Source organism: Ralstonia sp. Ralssp135 (genome assembly GCF_047304345.1).
GTDB lineage: Bacteria > Pseudomonadota > Gammaproteobacteria > Burkholderiales > Burkholderiaceae > Ralstonia > Ralstonia chuxiongensis.
Genome location: NZ_JBGLYZ010000031.1, coordinates 1 through 17282, shown reverse-complemented (window position 1 = coordinate 17282; position 17282 = coordinate 1). Strand labels below are relative to the sequence as shown.

21 protein-coding genes are annotated in these 17282 nt (G+C 65.6%); 9 read left to right on the top strand and 12 right to left on the bottom strand.

Annotation, left to right across the window (positions count from 1 at the left end; translation table 11 throughout):
• Positions 1-103 precede the first annotated feature (103 nt).
• On the bottom strand, positions 104-1219 hold the full coding sequence (locus tag ACCD03_RS19120; RefSeq protein ID WP_413412558.1) for a nickel/cobalt efflux protein RcnA: 1116 nt from the start codon (positions 1217-1219) through the stop codon (positions 104-106).
• 98 nt (positions 1220-1317) lie between these two features.
• Between ACCD03_RS19120 and ACCD03_RS19115 the strand changes: the two genes are divergently transcribed.
• Positions 1318-1590 carry a metal/formaldehyde-sensitive transcriptional repressor gene (locus tag ACCD03_RS19115; protein ID WP_024977127.1) on the top strand — a complete coding sequence of 91 codons (273 nt, stop codon included), beginning with the start codon at positions 1318-1320 and terminating at the stop codon, positions 1588-1590.
• Positions 1591-1941: 351 nt separating this feature from the next.
• Complete coding sequence (locus tag ACCD03_RS19110) at positions 1942-2805, top strand: DMT family transporter (protein WP_413412557.1); 864 nt, start codon at positions 1942-1944, stop codon at positions 2803-2805.
• A gap of 18 nt (positions 2806-2823) precedes the next feature.
• On the opposite strand, the gene ACCD03_RS19105 is transcribed toward ACCD03_RS19110, so the two are convergent.
• From ACCD03_RS19105 to ACCD03_RS19070, 8 genes are all read right to left on the bottom strand, one after another.
• Positions 2824-4164, bottom strand: a complete 1341-nt coding sequence (locus ACCD03_RS19105; protein WP_413412556.1) for an ATP-binding protein — start codon at positions 4162-4164, stop codon at positions 2824-2826.
• Positions 4140-4805 carry a response regulator transcription factor gene (locus tag ACCD03_RS19100; protein WP_413412555.1) on the bottom strand — a complete coding sequence of 222 codons (666 nt, stop codon included), beginning with the start codon at positions 4803-4805 and terminating at the stop codon, positions 4140-4142. Before ACCD03_RS19100 ends, ACCD03_RS19105 begins: the two co-directional genes overlap by 25 nt.
• A gap of 18 nt (positions 4806-4823) precedes the next feature.
• Positions 4824-5612 (bottom strand): hypothetical protein, encoded by a 789-nt coding sequence (locus ACCD03_RS19095; RefSeq protein WP_413412554.1) that lies wholly within the window; start codon positions 5610-5612, stop codon positions 4824-4826.
• Positions 5613-5700: 88 nt separating this feature from the next.
• Positions 5701-6090: a hypothetical protein gene (locus tag ACCD03_RS19090; RefSeq protein ID WP_413412553.1), complete on the bottom strand. Its 390-nt coding sequence runs from the start codon at positions 6088-6090 to the stop codon at positions 5701-5703.
• Between the two features lie 75 nt (positions 6091-6165).
• Positions 6166-7476, bottom strand: coding sequence for an NAD(P)/FAD-dependent oxidoreductase (locus tag ACCD03_RS19085; protein WP_413412552.1), 1311 nt, complete (start codon positions 7474-7476; stop codon positions 6166-6168).
• Entirely contained in the window at positions 7473-8234 is a 762-nt protein-coding gene (locus ACCD03_RS19080) for an amino acid ABC transporter ATP-binding protein (RefSeq protein WP_252692508.1), read from the bottom strand. Before ACCD03_RS19080 ends, ACCD03_RS19085 begins: the two co-directional genes overlap by 4 nt.
• Before the next feature lie 2 nt (positions 8235-8236).
• Positions 8237-8908: an ectoine/hydroxyectoine ABC transporter permease subunit EhuD gene (gene ehuD / locus ACCD03_RS19075; protein ID WP_252692180.1), complete on the bottom strand. Its 672-nt coding sequence runs from the start codon at positions 8906-8908 to the stop codon at positions 8237-8239.
• 20 nt (positions 8909-8928) lie between these two features.
• On the bottom strand, positions 8929-9693 hold the full coding sequence (locus tag ACCD03_RS19070; protein WP_147218707.1) for an ABC transporter substrate-binding protein: 765 nt from the start codon (positions 9691-9693) through the stop codon (positions 8929-8931).
• A gap of 195 nt (positions 9694-9888) precedes the next feature.
• Here ACCD03_RS19070 and ACCD03_RS19065 point away from each other — a divergent pair, with 195 nt between their 5' ends.
• The gene (locus ACCD03_RS19065; protein WP_413412551.1) at positions 9889-10683 is read left to right on the top strand and encodes an IclR family transcriptional regulator; all 795 of its coding nucleotides are present in this window, start codon (positions 9889-9891) and stop codon (positions 10681-10683) included.
• Between the two features lie 42 nt (positions 10684-10725).
• On the opposite strand, the gene ACCD03_RS19060 is transcribed toward ACCD03_RS19065, so the two are convergent.
• The gene (locus ACCD03_RS19060) at positions 10726-11160 is read right to left on the bottom strand and encodes a universal stress protein (protein WP_252692177.1); all 435 of its coding nucleotides are present in this window, start codon (positions 11158-11160) and stop codon (positions 10726-10728) included.
• A 184-nt stretch (positions 11161-11344) separates the two neighbouring features.
• Between ACCD03_RS19060 and ACCD03_RS19055 the strand changes: the two genes are divergently transcribed.
• The 4 genes from ACCD03_RS19055 to ACCD03_RS19040 all read left to right on the top strand — a co-directional run bounded on the left by ACCD03_RS19055 (position 11345) and on the right by ACCD03_RS19040 (position 13635).
• Positions 11345-11788: an acyl-CoA thioesterase gene (locus tag ACCD03_RS19055; RefSeq protein ID WP_413412550.1), complete on the top strand. Its 444-nt coding sequence runs from the start codon at positions 11345-11347 to the stop codon at positions 11786-11788.
• A gap of 109 nt (positions 11789-11897) precedes the next feature.
• Positions 11898-12119, top strand: coding sequence for a hypothetical protein (locus tag ACCD03_RS19050; RefSeq protein ID WP_413412549.1), 222 nt, complete (start codon positions 11898-11900; stop codon positions 12117-12119).
• A gap of 457 nt (positions 12120-12576) precedes the next feature.
• On the top strand, positions 12577-12861 hold the full coding sequence (locus tag ACCD03_RS19045) for a hypothetical protein (protein WP_015856032.1): 285 nt from the start codon (positions 12577-12579) through the stop codon (positions 12859-12861).
• Between the two features lie 117 nt (positions 12862-12978).
• Positions 12979-13635 carry a VOC family protein gene (locus ACCD03_RS19040; protein ID WP_413412548.1) on the top strand — a complete coding sequence of 219 codons (657 nt, stop codon included), beginning with the start codon at positions 12979-12981 and terminating at the stop codon, positions 13633-13635.
• 14 nt (positions 13636-13649) lie between these two features.
• Here ACCD03_RS19040 and ACCD03_RS19035 read toward each other — a convergent pair whose 3' ends face one another.
• Positions 13650-14534 carry a LysR family transcriptional regulator gene (locus ACCD03_RS19035; RefSeq protein ID WP_413412547.1) on the bottom strand — a complete coding sequence of 295 codons (885 nt, stop codon included), beginning with the start codon at positions 14532-14534 and terminating at the stop codon, positions 13650-13652.
• Positions 14535-14639: 105 nt separating this feature from the next.
• Here ACCD03_RS19035 and ACCD03_RS19030 point away from each other — a divergent pair, with 105 nt between their 5' ends.
• Positions 14640-15248: a LysE family translocator gene (locus tag ACCD03_RS19030; protein ID WP_413412546.1), complete on the top strand. Its 609-nt coding sequence runs from the start codon at positions 14640-14642 to the stop codon at positions 15246-15248.
• 26 nt (positions 15249-15274) lie between these two features.
• Here the strand turns inward: ACCD03_RS19030 and ACCD03_RS19025 are convergent, their stop codons facing one another.
• Positions 15275-16699 (bottom strand): coniferyl aldehyde dehydrogenase, encoded by a 1425-nt coding sequence (locus ACCD03_RS19025; protein ID WP_413412545.1) that lies wholly within the window; start codon positions 16697-16699, stop codon positions 15275-15277.
• 351 nt (positions 16700-17050) lie between these two features.
• Here ACCD03_RS19025 and ACCD03_RS19020 point away from each other — a divergent pair.
• Positions 17051-17282 (top strand): lycopene cyclase family protein (locus ACCD03_RS19020; protein WP_413412544.1); only part of this gene is annotated, 232 nt, incomplete at its 3' end.

The following is a 17282-nucleotide window of genomic DNA, read 5'->3' as shown; positions in this document are numbered from 1 at the left end:
CTGACACTGCATCGACGAAAAAATTGCCGCACCAGCCTGTACCTACAGATACGCAGCCCGTGCGGCAATGGATGCAGCCCTTGCGAAAAAAGCGTGGCCGCTGCTACGGCAGTTGCATCAGCCCGTGCACGCCCTGCCACCCCACATACAGCCCCACCAGGGCAATCAGCACGCCCGAGAAGTACGGCGCCTTGCGTGCGAACTCACCAAAGCCGCCCCAGCGGCGGGAGACGTGTTTCACGCTCAGCGCCGCCAGCGCGCCGGAGGCCACCAGCGTGAGCGCCAGCCCGATGCTGAAGCACAGCACCAGCGCTGCGCCCAAGGTGATCTTCTTGAGCTGCAGGCACAACAGCAGCACGGTGATCGACGCCGGGCATGGAATCAGCCCGCCGGTGAGCCCGAACACGATGATTTGGCCCGTGGTCACTTCACGGTTGGCGAAGCGGCGGCGGATGTCGTTGGCGTGCGCGCGTTCGTGGGCGTCCTGGTGTTCGGCCGACGATACATCGAGCCCGCCGTGGTCGTGGTCATGCTCGGTGAACGTGACGTCGTAGTCATGCCGATGGTGTTCGTGCCCAAGCGACAGGCGCGCCACAAATGCGTGCGGCTCGGGAATGGCTTGCTCCGATTCCAGAAAGCCGTCGCGCTGGACGAAGCGGAAGGTTTGCCGGCTGCCGTCGGGGCGCTCGGTCACGATCTGCACCTGCTCGGCCGACCATGCGGTGCCGCGTGTGCCTTCCCGCGTTAGCCGAAAGCGTGGCGGCACGCCGTCTTCGAAAATCGCCAACTGCACGACGCCATGGCCGGTGTCGATGCGCTGAACCTCGTCATGGCCATGATCGTGATCATGGTGATGATGGTCGTGGTCGTGCGCCGCGTGGGTGCTGCGCCAGGTGCGCCACATCATCCACGCTGCCACGGCCACGATCAGCACGGCAGACACCACCTGAAAATACGGCTCGGTGGTTTCTGCGTTCCAGTTGCGGCCGAAGTACAGGCCTGCCATGGCCACCGCCCACACCACCGCCGTGTGCGACACGGTGGCCGACAGCCCCAGCAAGACCGCCTGCGTGAGCGTGCCGCGGATGGCGACGATGAACGCCGCCATCATCGTCTTGGAATGCCCAGGCTCCAGGCCGTGAAGCGCACCCAGCAGGATCGCACTGGGAACGAACAGCCAAGCGTTGCCTTGCTGCAGCAGGGTGGTGAACGCGGTCATGGATGGCAGTCGATAAATTCGGGTAGGCGAAATATACTCCCCCCTAGTATAGTAATGCTACCCTCCGGCGTCATTCACACCACCTCGATACCCGATCCATGGCCCATACGATTCGCGACAAAGCCAAGCTGCTGGCGCGCGTGCGGCGTATCCAGGGGCAAGCCGCTGCGTTGGAAAAACAACTCGCCGAAGAGGGCGATTGCACGGCAATCCTGCAGCAGATTGCGGCCATTCGCGGCGCGGTCAACGGGCTGATGGCGGCGGTCATCGAAGGCCACCTGACGGATCACGTGGTGAAGGAGCCCGCCGAGGCGCAGCGCCAGGAAGATCTCGACACGGTGATGCAAGTGATCAAGTCGTACCTGAAGTAGCCCGCCGCCCTTGCGCCACGCGTGCGATGCCGATACGCTGCTCGAACGCCATCGGCCAATTCTGATTCTTCGATTCTTCGTCTTCATGTCCCGACTTCTCGCCACCCTCCTCGCCGCCGGCCATCGCGCCCGCGTGGATGACGTGTGCGTGCAGCCCGGGCCCTTCCCTCCTCCTGTCGTGTCTTGGGGCTACGACGCGATCGGCGCACAGCCGCCGCCGCCTCCGCCCGCTCTCGGCTGATTCTCAGCCGCTTCGTTTCCGGTTGACCTGAACTGGGCTCGGGCACACGCCCGAGGCAGGCGCTCGCCTGCGCGCCGGAACCCGACATCTCTTTTCGACAGGTGAGTGGTATGCGTTCCATGCAAGCCGCGCTAGCAGGGTCCGGCGCGACGGTTCTATTCGTGCTGCTGTGGAGCAACGGCGCAATCTTTGCGGAGATCGGGGTGCAGCATGTCCCGGCGTTCGCGTTTCTGGTTGGGCGCTTTGCGCTCGCGTCTTTGGTGCTGGCGGGGCTTGGCCTCCGGCGGGGGCGGTGGTGGCCGGCGCCGGGGTCACGCCTGAAGGTGGCGGTCACCGGTGCGTTGCTGACCGGCGGCTATTCGATCTGTTATCTGCTCGCGCTGGACCGCGGCCTCACGCCCGGGCTGCTGGCCACAGTGCTCGGCGTGCAGCCGCTGCTCACGCTGCTGGCGACCGAGCGCACGTGGTCTGCTCGCCGGATGGCGGGGCTGATGCTCGCGCTGGGCGGCCTATCGCTCGTGGTAGGCGGGGCCGATGCGCAGCAGGTGCCGCTGGCCGGTCTCGGCTATGCGCTGGCCGCCCTCCTTAGCATGACGGTTGGCGCCATCGGCCAGAAGAGGCTGAACCAGTCGCCCATCGATACGCTGCCGCTGCAGAACGCAGTGAGCCTCGTGCTGTGCGTGGGGTTTGCCATCGCGCAGCCCGCGCAATCACTAACATTCACGCCCAGCCTGCCGGGCATCGCGGCCTTGTTGTGGATGGGCGTGGTGATGTCGGTGGGGGCGCAGTTGCTGTTCTACCGGCTCATGCAGCGCGGCAATCTCGTCAACGTGACAAGCCTGTTCTACCTCGTGCCGGTGGTCACGGCGCTGCTGGATGATCTTGTGCTGGGGCATCGCCTTGCGCCCGTTGCAATGGCGGGAATGGCCATGATTCTGCTGGGGTTGGCGGTGGTGCTTCGGGCGCGGCGGTAGATCGGTGTGCGGTTGCCACTAGGCGGTCGGCAACCGCACCGTCACCCGCAACCCGCTGACACCACCATCGGCCTCGCCCAGTTCGACCTCTCCGCCGAGTCGTCGCACCACGGTGCCCACGATCGACAACCCAAGCCCCGAGCCGGTCGCCTCGTTGCCGAGCACACGGTAGAACGGGTCAAACACGCGCGCGTGCTCGTCGGTGGGGATGCCGGGGCCGGTGTCCTGCACGGCAATCGACACAACGCGCGCGTCATTGGCCACCGACAGGTCGATGCGTCCGCCTTCCGGCGTGTAGCGGATGGCGTTGTCCACGAGGTTGCGTACCACGACGAAGAGATCGAGTTCGTTGGCATGTACGTGCGCATCGGCTTCAGAGGTGACGCCCACGTCGAGCTGCTTGGCGTCGGCCAGCGGCATGAGGTCTTCGAGCACGCTGCGGAACACGCGCTGGACGGAGACGGTGGCCGTCGGCACGCCAGTGGCCTCTTGCGCGCGTGCCAGGGCCAGCAGTTGTTCGAGCAGCCCGCGGCTACGTTCGATGCCCTGGCGCAGTGTGCCGAGCCGCTCCTGCGCATCGGGCGACATGGCGGCTTGGCCGAGCCGTTCGGCCTGCAGCGACAGTGCGGACAGCGGCGTGCGCAACTCGTGCGCGGCATCGGCGACAAAGCGGTGCTGTGCATCCATTGACTGTTGCACGCGCGCAAGCAGTCGGTTGATGGCCACCACAAACGGGCGCACCTCATCGGGCACCGCTTCGGGCGCAATCGCGTGCAGTTGCCGCTCGTCACGTTGGTCCACCTCATGCGCGAGCCGCTTGATGGGCGCGAACATCTTGCGCAGCACGTGGGCTACGGCCAGCAGCAGGATCGGCACGAGGATCAGGAACGGCATCAACGTGCGCAGAGCGCTGTCGCGGGCGGTTTCGTCGCGCACCGCGGTCTCCTGCGCCACGGCGATACGCTGGCCGTTGGCGAGTGTGCGGACCCACACGCGGTAGTCGCGCTTGCCCAGGCGTGCGGTCTGCATGCCGTCTGCCAGCACGGGCAAGTTGGCCGCGGGCGCAACGCCGGCCGGCGGCAACACCTGGACGATCACGCGGGCTTCCTTGTCCGAGACCTTGGGCGCATCGGCCGGGTTGCCGGGGGCCGGCAGATGCGCGGGGTCGAACATCGCCCCCACCTGGCGCAAGACGTCGTCCTGCAATTCATACGCTTCACGAAAAGCCGAGGCAAAGGCAAAGCCGCCGGCCAGCACGGCCACCGCCACGATGATCACCGACAGCCACACCGACAGCCGCCGCTGCACGGATGCTGCCGTGGACGCGGTCGCTGTCATTGCGCCTTGGGCACCATCCATCCCACTCCCCTGACGTTCTTGATGGCCTGCGGGCCGAGTTTCTTGCGCAGTGCGTGGATAAGGAATTCGACCGCGTTGCTCGCCACCTCATGGCCCCAGCCGTAGATGCGCTCTTCCAGCTCCGTGCGCGAGAGGATGGCGCCAGGCCGCAGCATGAGCGCCTGCAGCAACGCGAACTCGCGCGCGGACAGGCGGATCGGCTCGGCATCGCCCATACGCGCTTCGTGTGCGGCGGGGTCGAGCGTGAGCACGCCATTGGTGAGCACGGGGCTCGCTGCTCCGCCCTTGCGTCGCAGGACGGCGCGCATGCGGGCGAGCAGCTCAACCATCTCGAAGGGCTTGAGGATGTAGTCATCCGCGCCACCGTCGAGGCCGCGCACGCGCTCATCCACCGCATCGCGCGCGGTCAGGATCAGCACAGGCACAGCGTTGTCGCGGGCGCGCAGGCTGCCGAGCACCGCGTGGCCGTCCTTTCCTGGCAGGCCGAGATCGAGCAGCAGCAGGTCGTAGTGTTGATGCGCGGCCACGTCCAGCGCCGTCTGGCCGTTGCGTACCCAGTCCACCGCATAGGCGGCGTCTTGCAGCGCGGCTTGCACGGCCGCGCCAATCATCGGGTCGTCTTCAACGAGGAGCACTCGCATGCAGTGTCTGGTGAACGGTCAGGCAGATTGCAGCGCGCCACGCCGCGCCTGCCAACTCGTAATGGCAATCGTGATGAGAAGGATCGCCAGGAGCACGGCCGATGCGCCCGCCGTGCCGAGGTTCAGCCCGCCCGCGCTGACGGGTTTGGTCAGCAAATCGCCGCCCGTGGCGCCCAGGGGCCGGGTCAGCACAAAGGCCATCCAGAACAGCGCCACGCGCGAAATGCCGGTCAGATAATACGCCGCCGCAATCAGCGCAATCGCCCCCGCAATGAGCAGCGCACCGCCCGCAAAACCCAGCCCTGACGAATCGGCCAGGAAGTCGCCCAGCGCCGTGCCCAGCGTGTTGGACACGAGGATGGCGCACCAGTACAGCAATTCCTGCCCGCTGCTGCGTACATGCGTGACCGACAACGATTTCTGCGTCACCTTCCAGTAGATGAGCACTGCGCACAGCAGGCTGGCGAGGATGGCGGCGCCGGTGGCATAGCCCAGGCCCAACGTGCGGTCCATGAAATCCGACAGCGTGGTGCCCGCCGTGCTGGTGGCAAGGATCACCGCCCAGTACAGCAGCGGGTGATACGTCTTGCTCCGCAGTTGCGCACCCAGCGTGACGAGAAAGACGCCGATCAGCAGCACCGAGCTGGCGGCGTAGCCGATCTTGAGCGTCATCGAGAGCAGATCGCCCGCGGTTTCCCCCAGCGTGGTGGCGCTGATCTTCATGATCCAGAACGCCAGGGTGATTTCGGGCAATTTGCTGCGCGAGGCGGCGGGCTCGCGCGTATGCGTATGTGTGGAGAGGGTCATGCGGATTCTCCAGAGAGGTGGAGGGAGATTCCGCACCAGTCTGCCGAGGCAGACTTAGAGGACCCATAGCCGCCCGGTGGCCGATGCCTTACTGCGCCAGCCGCCGCAACTTCCATTCCCCGCTTGGCTGCTTGCACAGCCATGCCGTCCACTGTTCCTTGCTGCTGCCGCGTGCCAGCTCGCTCTGCAAACGGCGGCACGATTGCCCTGCGTCGGTCTTGGATTCCAGCGGCGTGATGGTCGCGTCAATGGCGGGTTGCCTGCCTTTGGCGGGTGATGTCCATTGCGCAGGCGTGTTGTCTGCGGTGCTCTTCAGCACATCGCCGATGGCCTTGGTGAACGACTTCAACTCCGTCGGGCTCATCGAGCCGATGATGGTGCTGGCCAGCACGTTACGGAAATAGGCGAAGGAAGGCGTGGCGGCAGCAAACAGCGCAGCACCCGTGAAGGCGAGTGCAAGACGGCGGCGATGCGACATGGGTCCCCCAGGATGTGACGAAAAAGATTCTTCATCCTAGACCATGCCGCATCGGCCTGTGGCGGCAATGCGCGCTCAGCCGCCGAGCTTGTCGAGCAGGCTGTACCACGCCACGCCCGCCGCAATGTAGAAGCGCTGCAACCCATGCAGCGGGATTGGCGTGATGGGCGACACGGGATACGGAAACGCCTCTCCACTGCCCGCAAGCCGCGCGGCGATGTGCTGGCCAAGACTGGTGCACAGCGCGATGCCGCGCCCGTTGCAGCCCAACGCCATCGTGACGCCAGGCGCGGGCTCGTGGATGTGCGGCATGAAATCGCGCGTGATGGCGATGCGGCCCGCCCAGCGGTACTCGTATTCCAGAGGGCCGAGTTGTGGAAAGAGCAGCTCCAGTGAGCGTTCGAGGTGTGCGAAATCCTGCGCGTTGCGCGGCTCGGAAAAGAAGCCGCGTCCACCCATCAGCAGGCGCCCGGCTGCATCTTTGCGGAAATACAGCAGCAGCCGTTGCGATGTGGAAGCCGTTTCGCCGCGCGCCAGGATGGCTTGTGCATCCGCCGTCTTGAGCGGCTTGGTCGCAACGATGAAGCTGTTGGCAGAAAGCACCGTCTGTGCCAGGCCGGGCCACAGCGGGCCGGTGTAGCCGTTCGTGGCGATTACCACGCGCTGTGCACGCACCACGGCGCCGGTGCTGGTGGCAGCGATCCACTCCGCGCCCTGCCGCTCCAGCGCGGTCACGGCGGTCTGCCCGTGCACGGCGGCGCCGGCTTGCTGTGCGGTGCGCACCAAACCGCGCGCATACGCCATCGGCTGAATGCCGCCCGCGCGGCCGTCGAGCCATGCGCCTGCAAATGCCTCGGTGCCGACCCGGCGCGCGACGGCGGCGCGGTCCAGCATTTCCACCGGCACGCCGCGCTTTTCCCACTGCCTTGCGCGCGCATGCAGCGCCGGCACGGCCTTGTCCGAATAGGAAAGCTGCAGCCAACCCGCACGCACGGGCTGGCAGTCGATGCGGTGCCGGTCGATCAGATCGAACACCAGATCGGCGGAGCGCGAGACGGCGTCGATCAACGGTTCGGCACGCGCCGCGCCGAACAGGCTCACCAATTCATCGGGGTCATGCTTGAGCGTCGGGTTGACCTGCCCGCCGTTGCGCCCGGAGGCACCCCAGCCCGGATCGTTGGCCTCCAGCACCGTGACCTGCGTGCCGCGCTCGGCCAGATGCAGCGCGGTAGAAAGCCCCGTGTATCCACCGCCGATGACGAGCACATCGGTGGTGATCGATTCCATCAACGCAGGCGTGGGCGGCGCAGCCGGCGCCGTGGCGGCCCACAGCGACGGCGGCAGCGGCTCGCCGTTTGCAGCCATGTCGAGTTGCTGCTGCGTCATGGCACGAGGTCTCCGGCTGGAGCATCGGCGGGTTTGTGCAGCACGCGGCGCAGAAAGTCCTGCGTGCGCGGCTGACGCGGGGCGCCCAGGACCTGCGCGGCTGGGCCTTCCTCGACGATGGTGCCGCTGTGCAAAAAGCACACGCGGTCCGCCACCTCGCGCGCAAAACCCATCTCGTGCGTCACGACGATCATCGTCATGCCTTCGCGGGCCAGGGCGCGCATCACCTCCAGCACATCGCCGACAAGTTCGGGGTCGAGCGCAGATGTGGGCTCGTCAAACAGCATCGCCTCGGGCTCCATCGCCAGCGCGCGCGCAATCGCCACGCGCTGCTGCTGGCCGCCGGAGAGCTGCGCCGGATACGCCTGCGCCTTGGCGGCGAGGCCCACCTTCTCCAGCAGCGCCATCGCCTTGGCGCGCGCGGCTTCGGGGCGTTCGCCCTTGACGTAGACGGGACCTTCCATCACGTTTTCCAGCACGCTGCGATGCGGGAACAGATTGAAACGCTGGAACACCATGCCCATGCGGCTGCGCAGCGTGTGGATGGTTTTGCTGTGTTGATCGACGCGTTCGCCAAAGGCCCGGATCTCGCCGCCGTCGTACGACTCCAGCCCGTTGATGCAGCGCAGGACGGTCGACTTGCCCGACCCAGACGGGCCGATCAGGCAGACGACCTCGCCCTTGTCCACATGCAGGCTCACGCCGCGCAGCACGTGGTGCTCGCCAAAGTGTTTCTGCAGATCGCGGATCTCGATCATGCTCATCGTTTGGCCCTCCCTGCGCCCAGGCGATGTTCAAGCTTGCGCAGGCCGAACACCAGCGGCAGGCTCATCACCAGATACAGAAGCGCCACCAGCGTGTAGACCGTCATGTTCTGGAACGTGGACGAGGCGATGAGCTGCCCCGCACGCGTCATTTCCGCCACCGTGATGGTGGACACCAGCGAAGAATCCTTGAGCATCATCACCAGCGTGTTGCCGTACGGCGGCAGCGCAATGCGAAACGCCTGCGGCAGGATCACGCGCCGCATGATGAGCGTGCCGCGCATGCCCATTGCTTGCGCCGCTTCACGCTGGCCGGGGTCGACCGCTTCGATGCCGGCGCGGAAGTTCTCGGCCTGATACGCCGAATACGCAATGCCCAGCCCGATCACGCCCGCCTGGAACGCCGTGAGCTGAATGCCGATGTCCGGCAGCACGAAGTAGATGTAGAAGAGCTGCACGATGATCGGCAGCCCGCGAATGATGTTGACGATGGTCGCCCCGGCCGTAGACACGGCCTTGACGGGCGACAGACGCATCAGCGCGAGCCCCAGGCCGATCACGCTGCTGAGCAGGAACGACAGCACGGTCACCTCAACCGTGACCACCGCCCCTTTCAGCAGGATCGGCAGGAAGTCCTGCGCGTTCTCAAGAAACGTTGCAACACTCATGGCGCATCACCGATTCGGAATCAGATGCCCCACTTCTTCACGATGGCATCCAGCGTGCCGTCTGCCTTGATCTTGGCGATGGCCTTGTTGAGGCGGTTGAGCGTTTCGGTATCGCCCTTGCGCACCACCAGGCACACATCGCCCACGTTGGCGGGTTTGTAGCCGGCAGCAAGCTTCACGCCCTGGAAGGCGTTCTGACGAATCTGGTACGCGATGATCGGCTGGTCGCCCAGGCCGGCCTTGATGCGGCCCAGCGCCAGGTCGCGCGTCATGTCGGCCACCGAGTCGTAGCTGCGCACTTCCTTGAAGATGCCCTTCTTGTTGAGCATGTCGAGGAACACCGTGCCGACCTGCGCGCCCACGACCTCGCCTTTCAGGTCATCGAGCGTGGCGTAGTTCTTGGCGTCGTCAGCCTTGACGATCAGGCCTTCGCCGTACGAGTAGACCGGGTCGGAGAAATCCACCACCTGCGCACGCGCCGGCGTCTTGAGCATCGCCGCCGAGATGATGTCGATCTTGTTGGATGTGAGCGACGGAATGAGCGCCGAGAACACCGTCTGCTGCACGTTCACGTTGAAGCCGCCCGCCTTGCCCACGGCCGTGACGGTGTCGACCATCATCCCCTGGATGGAATTCGTCTTCACGTCCAGAAACGTGAACGGCACGCCCGTGGCTGTGGCGCCGACGTTGTAGGTGGCCGGCGCGCCCTGCGCCCAGGCAAACGATGCGGTGCCGAGCATGCACAACGCCAGTGCAGCGCGACGGAAGGTGGTGACAACAGACATGGCAATCCTCCAGGCAACGGAAAAAAGACGCACCCCGAACGCGCATGCACGGGGAATGGCTCAACGTAATGCAATGCTTGTGCCAATATTCGAATGTATCGAATCGATTAATAACTATGGAAAACCACTAATCGACGTATACGAATCGATATGCGATTCTTTGACCATTGATTTGCCACTGAGCCGCCACTTGTCATGACCGACGCTGAATCTGCCGACGCCCCCGACCTGCTGTTCAACCAGTCGTTGGAAAAAGGGCTGGCCGTGCTGGGCGCCTTCAACGCGCAGCGCCGCACCATGACGATTGCCGACGTGGCCGCTGCGGCCGGCATCAACAAAAGCTCCGCGCAGCGCATGGTCTACACGCTCGAGCAGCTTGGTTACCTGCGCAAGCATCCGCAGACACGCCGCTACCAGCTCACCCCGGCGGTCATGAAGATCGGCTTCAACTACTTGGCCGCCGACACGCTCATCGACGTGGCCAATCCGTTCCTGGCCGAACTCACCAAGATGACCACCGAAACCTCGTGCCTGACCGAGCCTGATCAGGACGAGATGGTGTACGTCGCCCGCTTTGTGAGTGCGCACTTTGTGCCGGTGCATATGCCCATTGGCAGCCGTATCCCGATGTATTGCACCGCGTCGGGCCGGGCCTACCTGAGCGCCCTGCCGATGCCCGAAGCGCAAGCCATCGTCGAGGCGTCGCAGCGCGTGGCACACACCATGCACACGCGCACCGACGTGGCCGACATCATGGAAACGCTGCGCCTGGCGCGCCAGCGCGGCTACGCCACCAACTGCGAAGAACTGTTCCTCGGCGATATGACCATCGCCGCGCCCGTCGTCAGCAGCAACGGGCGACCGCTGGGGGCAATCCACCTTGTTGCGCCCACCGGGCGGTGGACGGCGGAAGAGATGGAAACGAAGCTGGGCCCCGCGCTGCTGCAATGCGCGCGGGCGATCAGCACGTCGGTGCGGGCGCTGGGATAGCGCGGCGCGCGGCGGAGTTGAGCAGCGCGCCGCCCGCCACCTTCAAGCCTTGGGCGCCTTCACCAGCAGCACCGGGCATTCGGCATGCGCGAGCACCCGCCCTGCCACCGAGCCCATCAGCGCCTCGACGAACACGCCGCGCCCGTGCGAGCCCATGACGATGGCCGCGGCTCCTGCATTTTGTGCGTGCTGCACGATGCGCTCCGGCGGAAAGCCCACCAGTGCGTGCCGCTCGAACGGCACGCCAGCCGCACCCAGGATCGCGCAGACCGATGCCATGGCGCCGGTGCTTTCCTCCGCGTACCAAGCGTCGACCTCTGCCTTGCCGACGAGCGACTTGATGTCGCCCGAGAGATCCGGCATGCAGTGCACGACGTGCACCGTCACATCGCTGCCGAAGAGGGTCTTATCGGCAATGCAGCGCGCTGCCGCATCGGAATAGGCCGATCCGTCCGTTGCCAGTACCAGGGTCTTCATGTGGCCTCCTTGCCATGTCTGCGGCCGCGCAGCGTGCGCGGCCGGCGTCTGCTTCCAACGTAAGCGCTGCTGAAAGCCACGCGTTGATACGAGTCAACGGAAGCGCTGTGGTGCGGTCACCCGGTCAGCGTTTGCACAGGAAGGCAGGCAGAATGCGCAGGTTGACCCAGATTTCGCGCCCCACATGACGACCACGCCCTCCCTTTCCGATTACCCGCTGCACTCGACCGACAAGCTCCGCTACGGCGACACCGACCGCCAGGGCCACATCAACAACGCCGTCTTCGCCACATACCTGGAAACCGGCCGCGTAGAGATGCTGTTCTCCCCCGACAATCCGCTGGCCGCGCCCGGCTGCGAGTTCGTCATCGCGCAGCTTGTGCTCGACTTCCGCAGCGAGATTCTCTGGCCCGGCTCCGTGCAGATCGGCACGCGCGTGGCAAGCGTCGGGCGCAGCTCGGTCAAGCTGGAGCAGGCCATCTTCCAGAACGGCCGCTGCGCCGCCACGTCGCAATCGGTGATCGTGCAGATCGACGTTGCCACGCGCCAATCGAGCCCCATTACCGACAGCGCCCGCCAACGCCTTGCCGCGCTCACCGCCGCCCCTGCCGGCGCAGAAGCGGAGTGATGCGCGCTGTACGCAAACGTCCGCCCGCAGAAAATTTTTAACTTTGATTGCACTTCCACCGCTTGCCGGTGGGAAGATGGCTCTCCCGTTCAATCACGCGGAGGTGACCATGGGACTGTTGGATGAAGTGGGCAAGATCGCCGGCGCCGTCGCCGCCGTTGAAGCCGCCGAGAAAGTCGATCCGGATGCCGGCCTGCTGACCAAGGCAGTTGCCGCAGTCGCCGGTTTCAAGGGCGCGGGCGCGCTGGAAGAGATGATCGAGAAGAAGGACGAAGCCAAGGCCGAAGGCGCCGAGGCACCTCCTGAAGATGGGGCTGCGCCGCAGGCCTGATTGGCTTGCAGGCTCAAAAGGATTTGGGGGACCCCGGCGGTTGGCGGGGTTTTTGTTTTTTGGTGCCGTGCGTTCGAGGCGAGTCCTTGCCGCCATATGGGCACATATAATCCCCACCGTCACCGCACCAACGGTGACTGGGTTTAGCAGCCCACCCCTTTTTCCCAGACGGACAGCCGCCTCCGCGCGGCATTTTTGTGTCCGGTGCTTGTGCACGCCTATGTGTTTTATGGCGGGCCGGGCGGTGAGACCTTCGGGTCTGCCGGTAGCTGGGATAGGGCCGGTCTGCTAACGCCGTCGTCAGGCCCGCCACCCTCGTTTAGCAGCGAGCGGCGAGCCTCCATCAACCTATCCCCGGAGGCCACATGGCTACCGCACTCAGCGGGCATCGCCCCGCGTCTTACCCTTCCCCTCCACCTTGGCGCTGCAGGCTTCCCACACAACCGGGAGGTGCCGCATGTCGCTGACCAAAAACCGCCTCTATTTGGATGGCGCGGTGTCAGCACGCGCGTTTCTGTGCCGCACGCACAGCGTCATGCGCGACCCTGGCCATTGCCGGCCCGGCAGGCTGCGCGAGCAGCTCACGTACTTTTCGGAACACGCGTATCCGCCGGCATTCGTGAAAGGCTTTATCGATGCCATCGACGCGTATCTGTCGATGTCGCTCGGGGGGAGCGACGTGGATCCGCACACGTGGGAGGTGTTGGCCGCCATTGAGCGCCGGCGGGTTTCCGCCGCATAAGAACAGTTGGACCCATCCCCGAGACGGGCGGGGATGCCGGCACCACGCTGCAACGCCGTGGAATGCGCTGTGGCATGCTGGGCCCTCACATTTGAGCCGGATACAGCGGGAGCCATCTTGAAGCTCGATCACATTGCCTTCGTCGCGCAAACACTTGAGCAGGCGCAGGCCTATGCCGCGCAGCGGTTTGGCGTGGCGCTGCCCGCAGGCGGCAAGCATCCCTTGATGGGCACGCACAACCTCGTCACGCGGATTGCGCCCGGCGTCTTTCTGGAGTTCATCGCCATCGACCCAGAGGCTGCGCCGCCCAACAGGACGCGCTGGTTTGCGCTGGACCGCCTGACGCGGGAAGGCTCATTGGAAGCGGCGCCCCGGTTGTTCGGCTGGGTCGCGAGCGTTCCTGATCTGGCGCGCAACGCGAGCGAATCACCGCAGCACGAATTGCTTGAAGTGACGCGTGGCGATTTGCGATGGCACTTCTTTCACCGCAGCGACGGTGAAGCGGAGGCGGGCGGATGCTGGCCTGCACTCATCGACTGGGCAGGCGGCCAAAGCCCGGTCGACCGGATGCAGGACGTGGGGCTGCGCCTGAACCAATTCCAAATCGCACATCCAGAGATGCAGGCCATCCGCGCAAAGCTTCAGGGGCTGGGGTGGGATGCTTCCGAACCGGAGAACCGATCTGTCAAATTGACCGATGCGGCGCGGCCGGGATTGACGCTCGTGCTCGATACGCCGAAAGGGCGGGTGCAGATCGAAGGCGGCGGCCTGTAACCGCCAGCCATGGGTCAGGCGGCGCGCCGCTCCGCCACACGCTGCCGCGTAGAGAACCCGTCGCGCACGCACTGCGCCAATGCCAGCGCCGCCGCACTCGCGCCTTGCGCAGGCAGCAGCAGGCTGATCGCAAACATCGGCAGTTCCGGCAGGCCGGCTTCGGGGCCGAGGATGTCGAGGTCCGCCGGCACCGTCGGCGTCAGCCATGCCGTGACGGCAAGCCCGGTGCGCACCGTGGCGGTGGTCGCTTCAATGTTGCCGCTCTCGAACACCGTGCGCCATTCAATGCCCTGCTCGCCGAGCGCCTTGAGCACACGGGCGCGGAAGGCGCAGCTCTCGTCCACCATCGATAGCGGCAGCGGTCGTTTCGCATGCACGTTGCCGCCGCGGGGGCCGACCCACACAAGACGCTCCACGCACAGGCATTCGCCCGTGGCCTCATCCACCGGCGCTTCGACCACGGCGACGTCCAGCTCACCGCGCGCAATGCTCTCCGCCAGCTCGGGCGACGTCCCGCACACGATGGTCAATTCCACCGACGGCCACGCTTCGGTAAACGCTTTGAAGATCGGCGGGAAAACGGTGCCGACCAAGTCATAAGGCACGCCCAGGCGCACCGGGCCCTGCAGCGGACGCGCGGCCATGTCGGCCCAGATTTCGTCGTTGAGGGCGAGCAGGCGTTTGGCGCGACCTAGGAACCGTTCGCCCGCGTGGGTGAGTTCCAGCCGCCGGCCGTCGCGCTCGAACAGGCGGCATTCGAAGGCATCTTCGAGCCGCTTGATCTGCTGGCTGATGGCGCCCTGCGTGAGGTGCAGCGCGTTGGCGGCCACCGTCATGCTGGCGTTTTCCGCCACGGCAATGAAGGTGCGGACGAGGGTGATGTCGAGGTTCTTGGCCATCGAGGCATTCTAGATGCTAATGGATTGCATCAAAAACCTTCGATTTGCTAATGGTTTTGCGCGCTCTACAGTGGGCCATCCGCCATCAACCGAGGAGTGCCGCCCATGGCCGTCGAAGCGTTTTCCTCCATCGCGCCGCTGGTGTTGTTTGCCGTGGTGTCTACGGTGTCGCCGGGCGGGGCCACGACGCTGGCGACAGCCTCGGGGTCGCAATTTGGGTTTCGGCGCTCGATTCCGCTCATGGTGGGCATAGCCGTCGGGCTGGCTTCGTTGGCAGCGGGTGCGGCAGCGGGCTTGGCCGGGTTGCTGATGGCTGCGCCGGGGCTGCTGCTGGTGATGAAGGCGGCGGGTTCAGCCTATCTGCTGTGGCTGGCGTGGAAGGTAGCGCGTAGCGGTCCGCCCAATCTCAATGCCGCCGCCACGGTGCCGACCACGCTGCTGGGCGGTGCCTGCCTGCTGTGGCTGAACCCCAAGGGCTGGGCGATGGCGTTGGGTGCGGCGGCTTCGTTCGCAATGCTGGCGAGCGGCCCGCTGCAACTGGCGGCGCTGCTGGGCGCGACATTTGGGTTGGCTGCGCTGGCGTCGCTGTCGCTGTGGTGCGCGGCCGGGATCGTGCTGGCGCGGCTGTTGAAGACGCCGCGCCAGTGGCGTGTGCTCAATGCGGTGCTGGGCGTGCTCCTGGCCGTCTCGATCATGCCGATGTGGCAGCCGTGATTGGGTGGTGATTGGGTGCCGGTCGATCAGCGCACCAAGAGCTTCATCATCGTCTCGAACGTCTTGCCGTACGGCGCACGGAACAGGCCCAGACCGTTGATGGCCGATTGCCGGAACACCGGCTTCATCTTCGAGAACCGCTCGAACCCGTGGATGCCGTGGTACGCGCCCATGCCACTGGCGCCCACGCCGCCAAAGGGCAGGTCGTCTTGCGCTACGTGCAGTAGCGTCTCGTTGATGCACACGCCGCCGGCAATCGTGCCGGACATAACGCGGTCGACCGTGGCGCCGTTGCGCTCGAACAGGTACAGCGCCAGCGGCCGTGGCCGGGCGTTGATGTAGTCCAGCGCTTCGTCCAGCGTGCGATACGGCACCAGCGGCAGCAGCGGGCCGAAGATTTCTTCCTGCATCACGCGCATTGCCTCGGTGCCGCCCGTGATGAGCGCAGGCGGGAACTGGCGCGTGCCTGCGTCGGACACGGCGTTGGTCAGCGGCAGCACCTGCGCGCCCTGCTCGCGCGCCTCGTCGGCCAAGCCGGCCATGCGCTGGAAGTGGCGTGGGCTGATGAGCGTCGTGTAGTCGCGGTTACGCGCCATGTCGGGGTACATCTTGCCGACCAGCTTGCGCGCCGCATTGATGAAGCGCTGCTCGGTGCCGGCGGGCAGCAATACGTAGTCGGGCGCCACGCAGGTCTGCCCTGCATTGAGCAGCTTGCCGACCAGCGTGCGCTCCACCGCGCGGTCGAAATCCGCATCCGGCCCGATGATCGTGGGCGATTTGCCGCCCAGCTCCAGCGTGACCGGCGTGAGGTTGTCGGCCGCGGCGCGCATGACGTGGTGGCCGACGTTGGTGGAGCCGGTGAACAACAAGTGATCGAACGGCAGCCGCGAGAACGCCTCGGCCACTGCCGCATCGCCATTGATGACGCGCACTTCATCGGCGGCAAAGTTGCGCTCGACCAGGTCGGCAAACAGGGCGGAAAAGCGCGGCGTGTATTCCGACAGCTTGACCATTGCGCGGTTGCCTGCCGCCAGCGCAGACACCAGCGGCCCGATGGTCAGATAGATCGGGTAATTCCAGGGCACGACGATGCCCGCCACGCCCAGCGGTTGCGGAATCAGCCGCGTGCTGGCGGGCCGGAACCACAGGCTCACGCCCCGGCGCTGCACGCGCATCCAGCGCTTGCCGTGCGACAGCGCGTGCTTGATGCCGTCCACGCTCGGGAAGATCTCCAGTAGGTCAGTCTCTTGCCGCGAGCGGTTGCCGAAGTCTGCGCTGACGGCCTGGGCGATGGCGTCGCGGTTGTCCATGACGAGGCGCTTGAGGCGCATCAGGCGGTCTCGGCGCACAGGCCAGGCAGGCAGCATGTCGGCCTGATGGGCAGCGCGCATGGCCTCAAAGGTCTGCTGCATGCGAAGCAGGTGCGGAGCAGGCAGATCGGCAGGTTGCATGGGGGGCTCCTGGCAAGGTTGGCGGATCGGCGCAATTGCAAAGCAGTATGGTCGCCAGCCGCCCTTGCGACGGCCTGATACGGCCTCGCCGTGTGCGGCATGCCCGGCCTGCGTGGGCGCACGCAACCGTATGTCAGCGTGGAATTGCTGCGCCGCAATATTCCGCCGTTGGCGTCGGCTTAAGGTTTTGGGGGCTGCCTCCCGTCGCCTTGTTGCATGACATCGAACGATGCCTCTAATGCGGGTAAGCCCGGTCGTTTGAAACAACCCGGCACGCCTAGGATGTGAGTTCGTGACCGGCAATAAGCCGGCGGCGTCGCTCGCCCATTAGAAAACCATCCGGAGACACCCATGGCCACCGAATCGCAGACATCCGCGCTCACTTTTGACTACGTCATCGTCGGCGCAGGCTCAGCCGGTTGCGCGCTGGCCAGTCGGCTGACCGAAGACCCGGACGTGACCGTCGCGCTGCTGGAAGCTGGGCCGCACGATCATCATCTTTCCGTCTGGGTGCCAGCCGGATGCGCGGCGTCGCTGCCGTTCAAAAACAAACGCAACTATGGGTTCCAGACCGTGCCGCAAG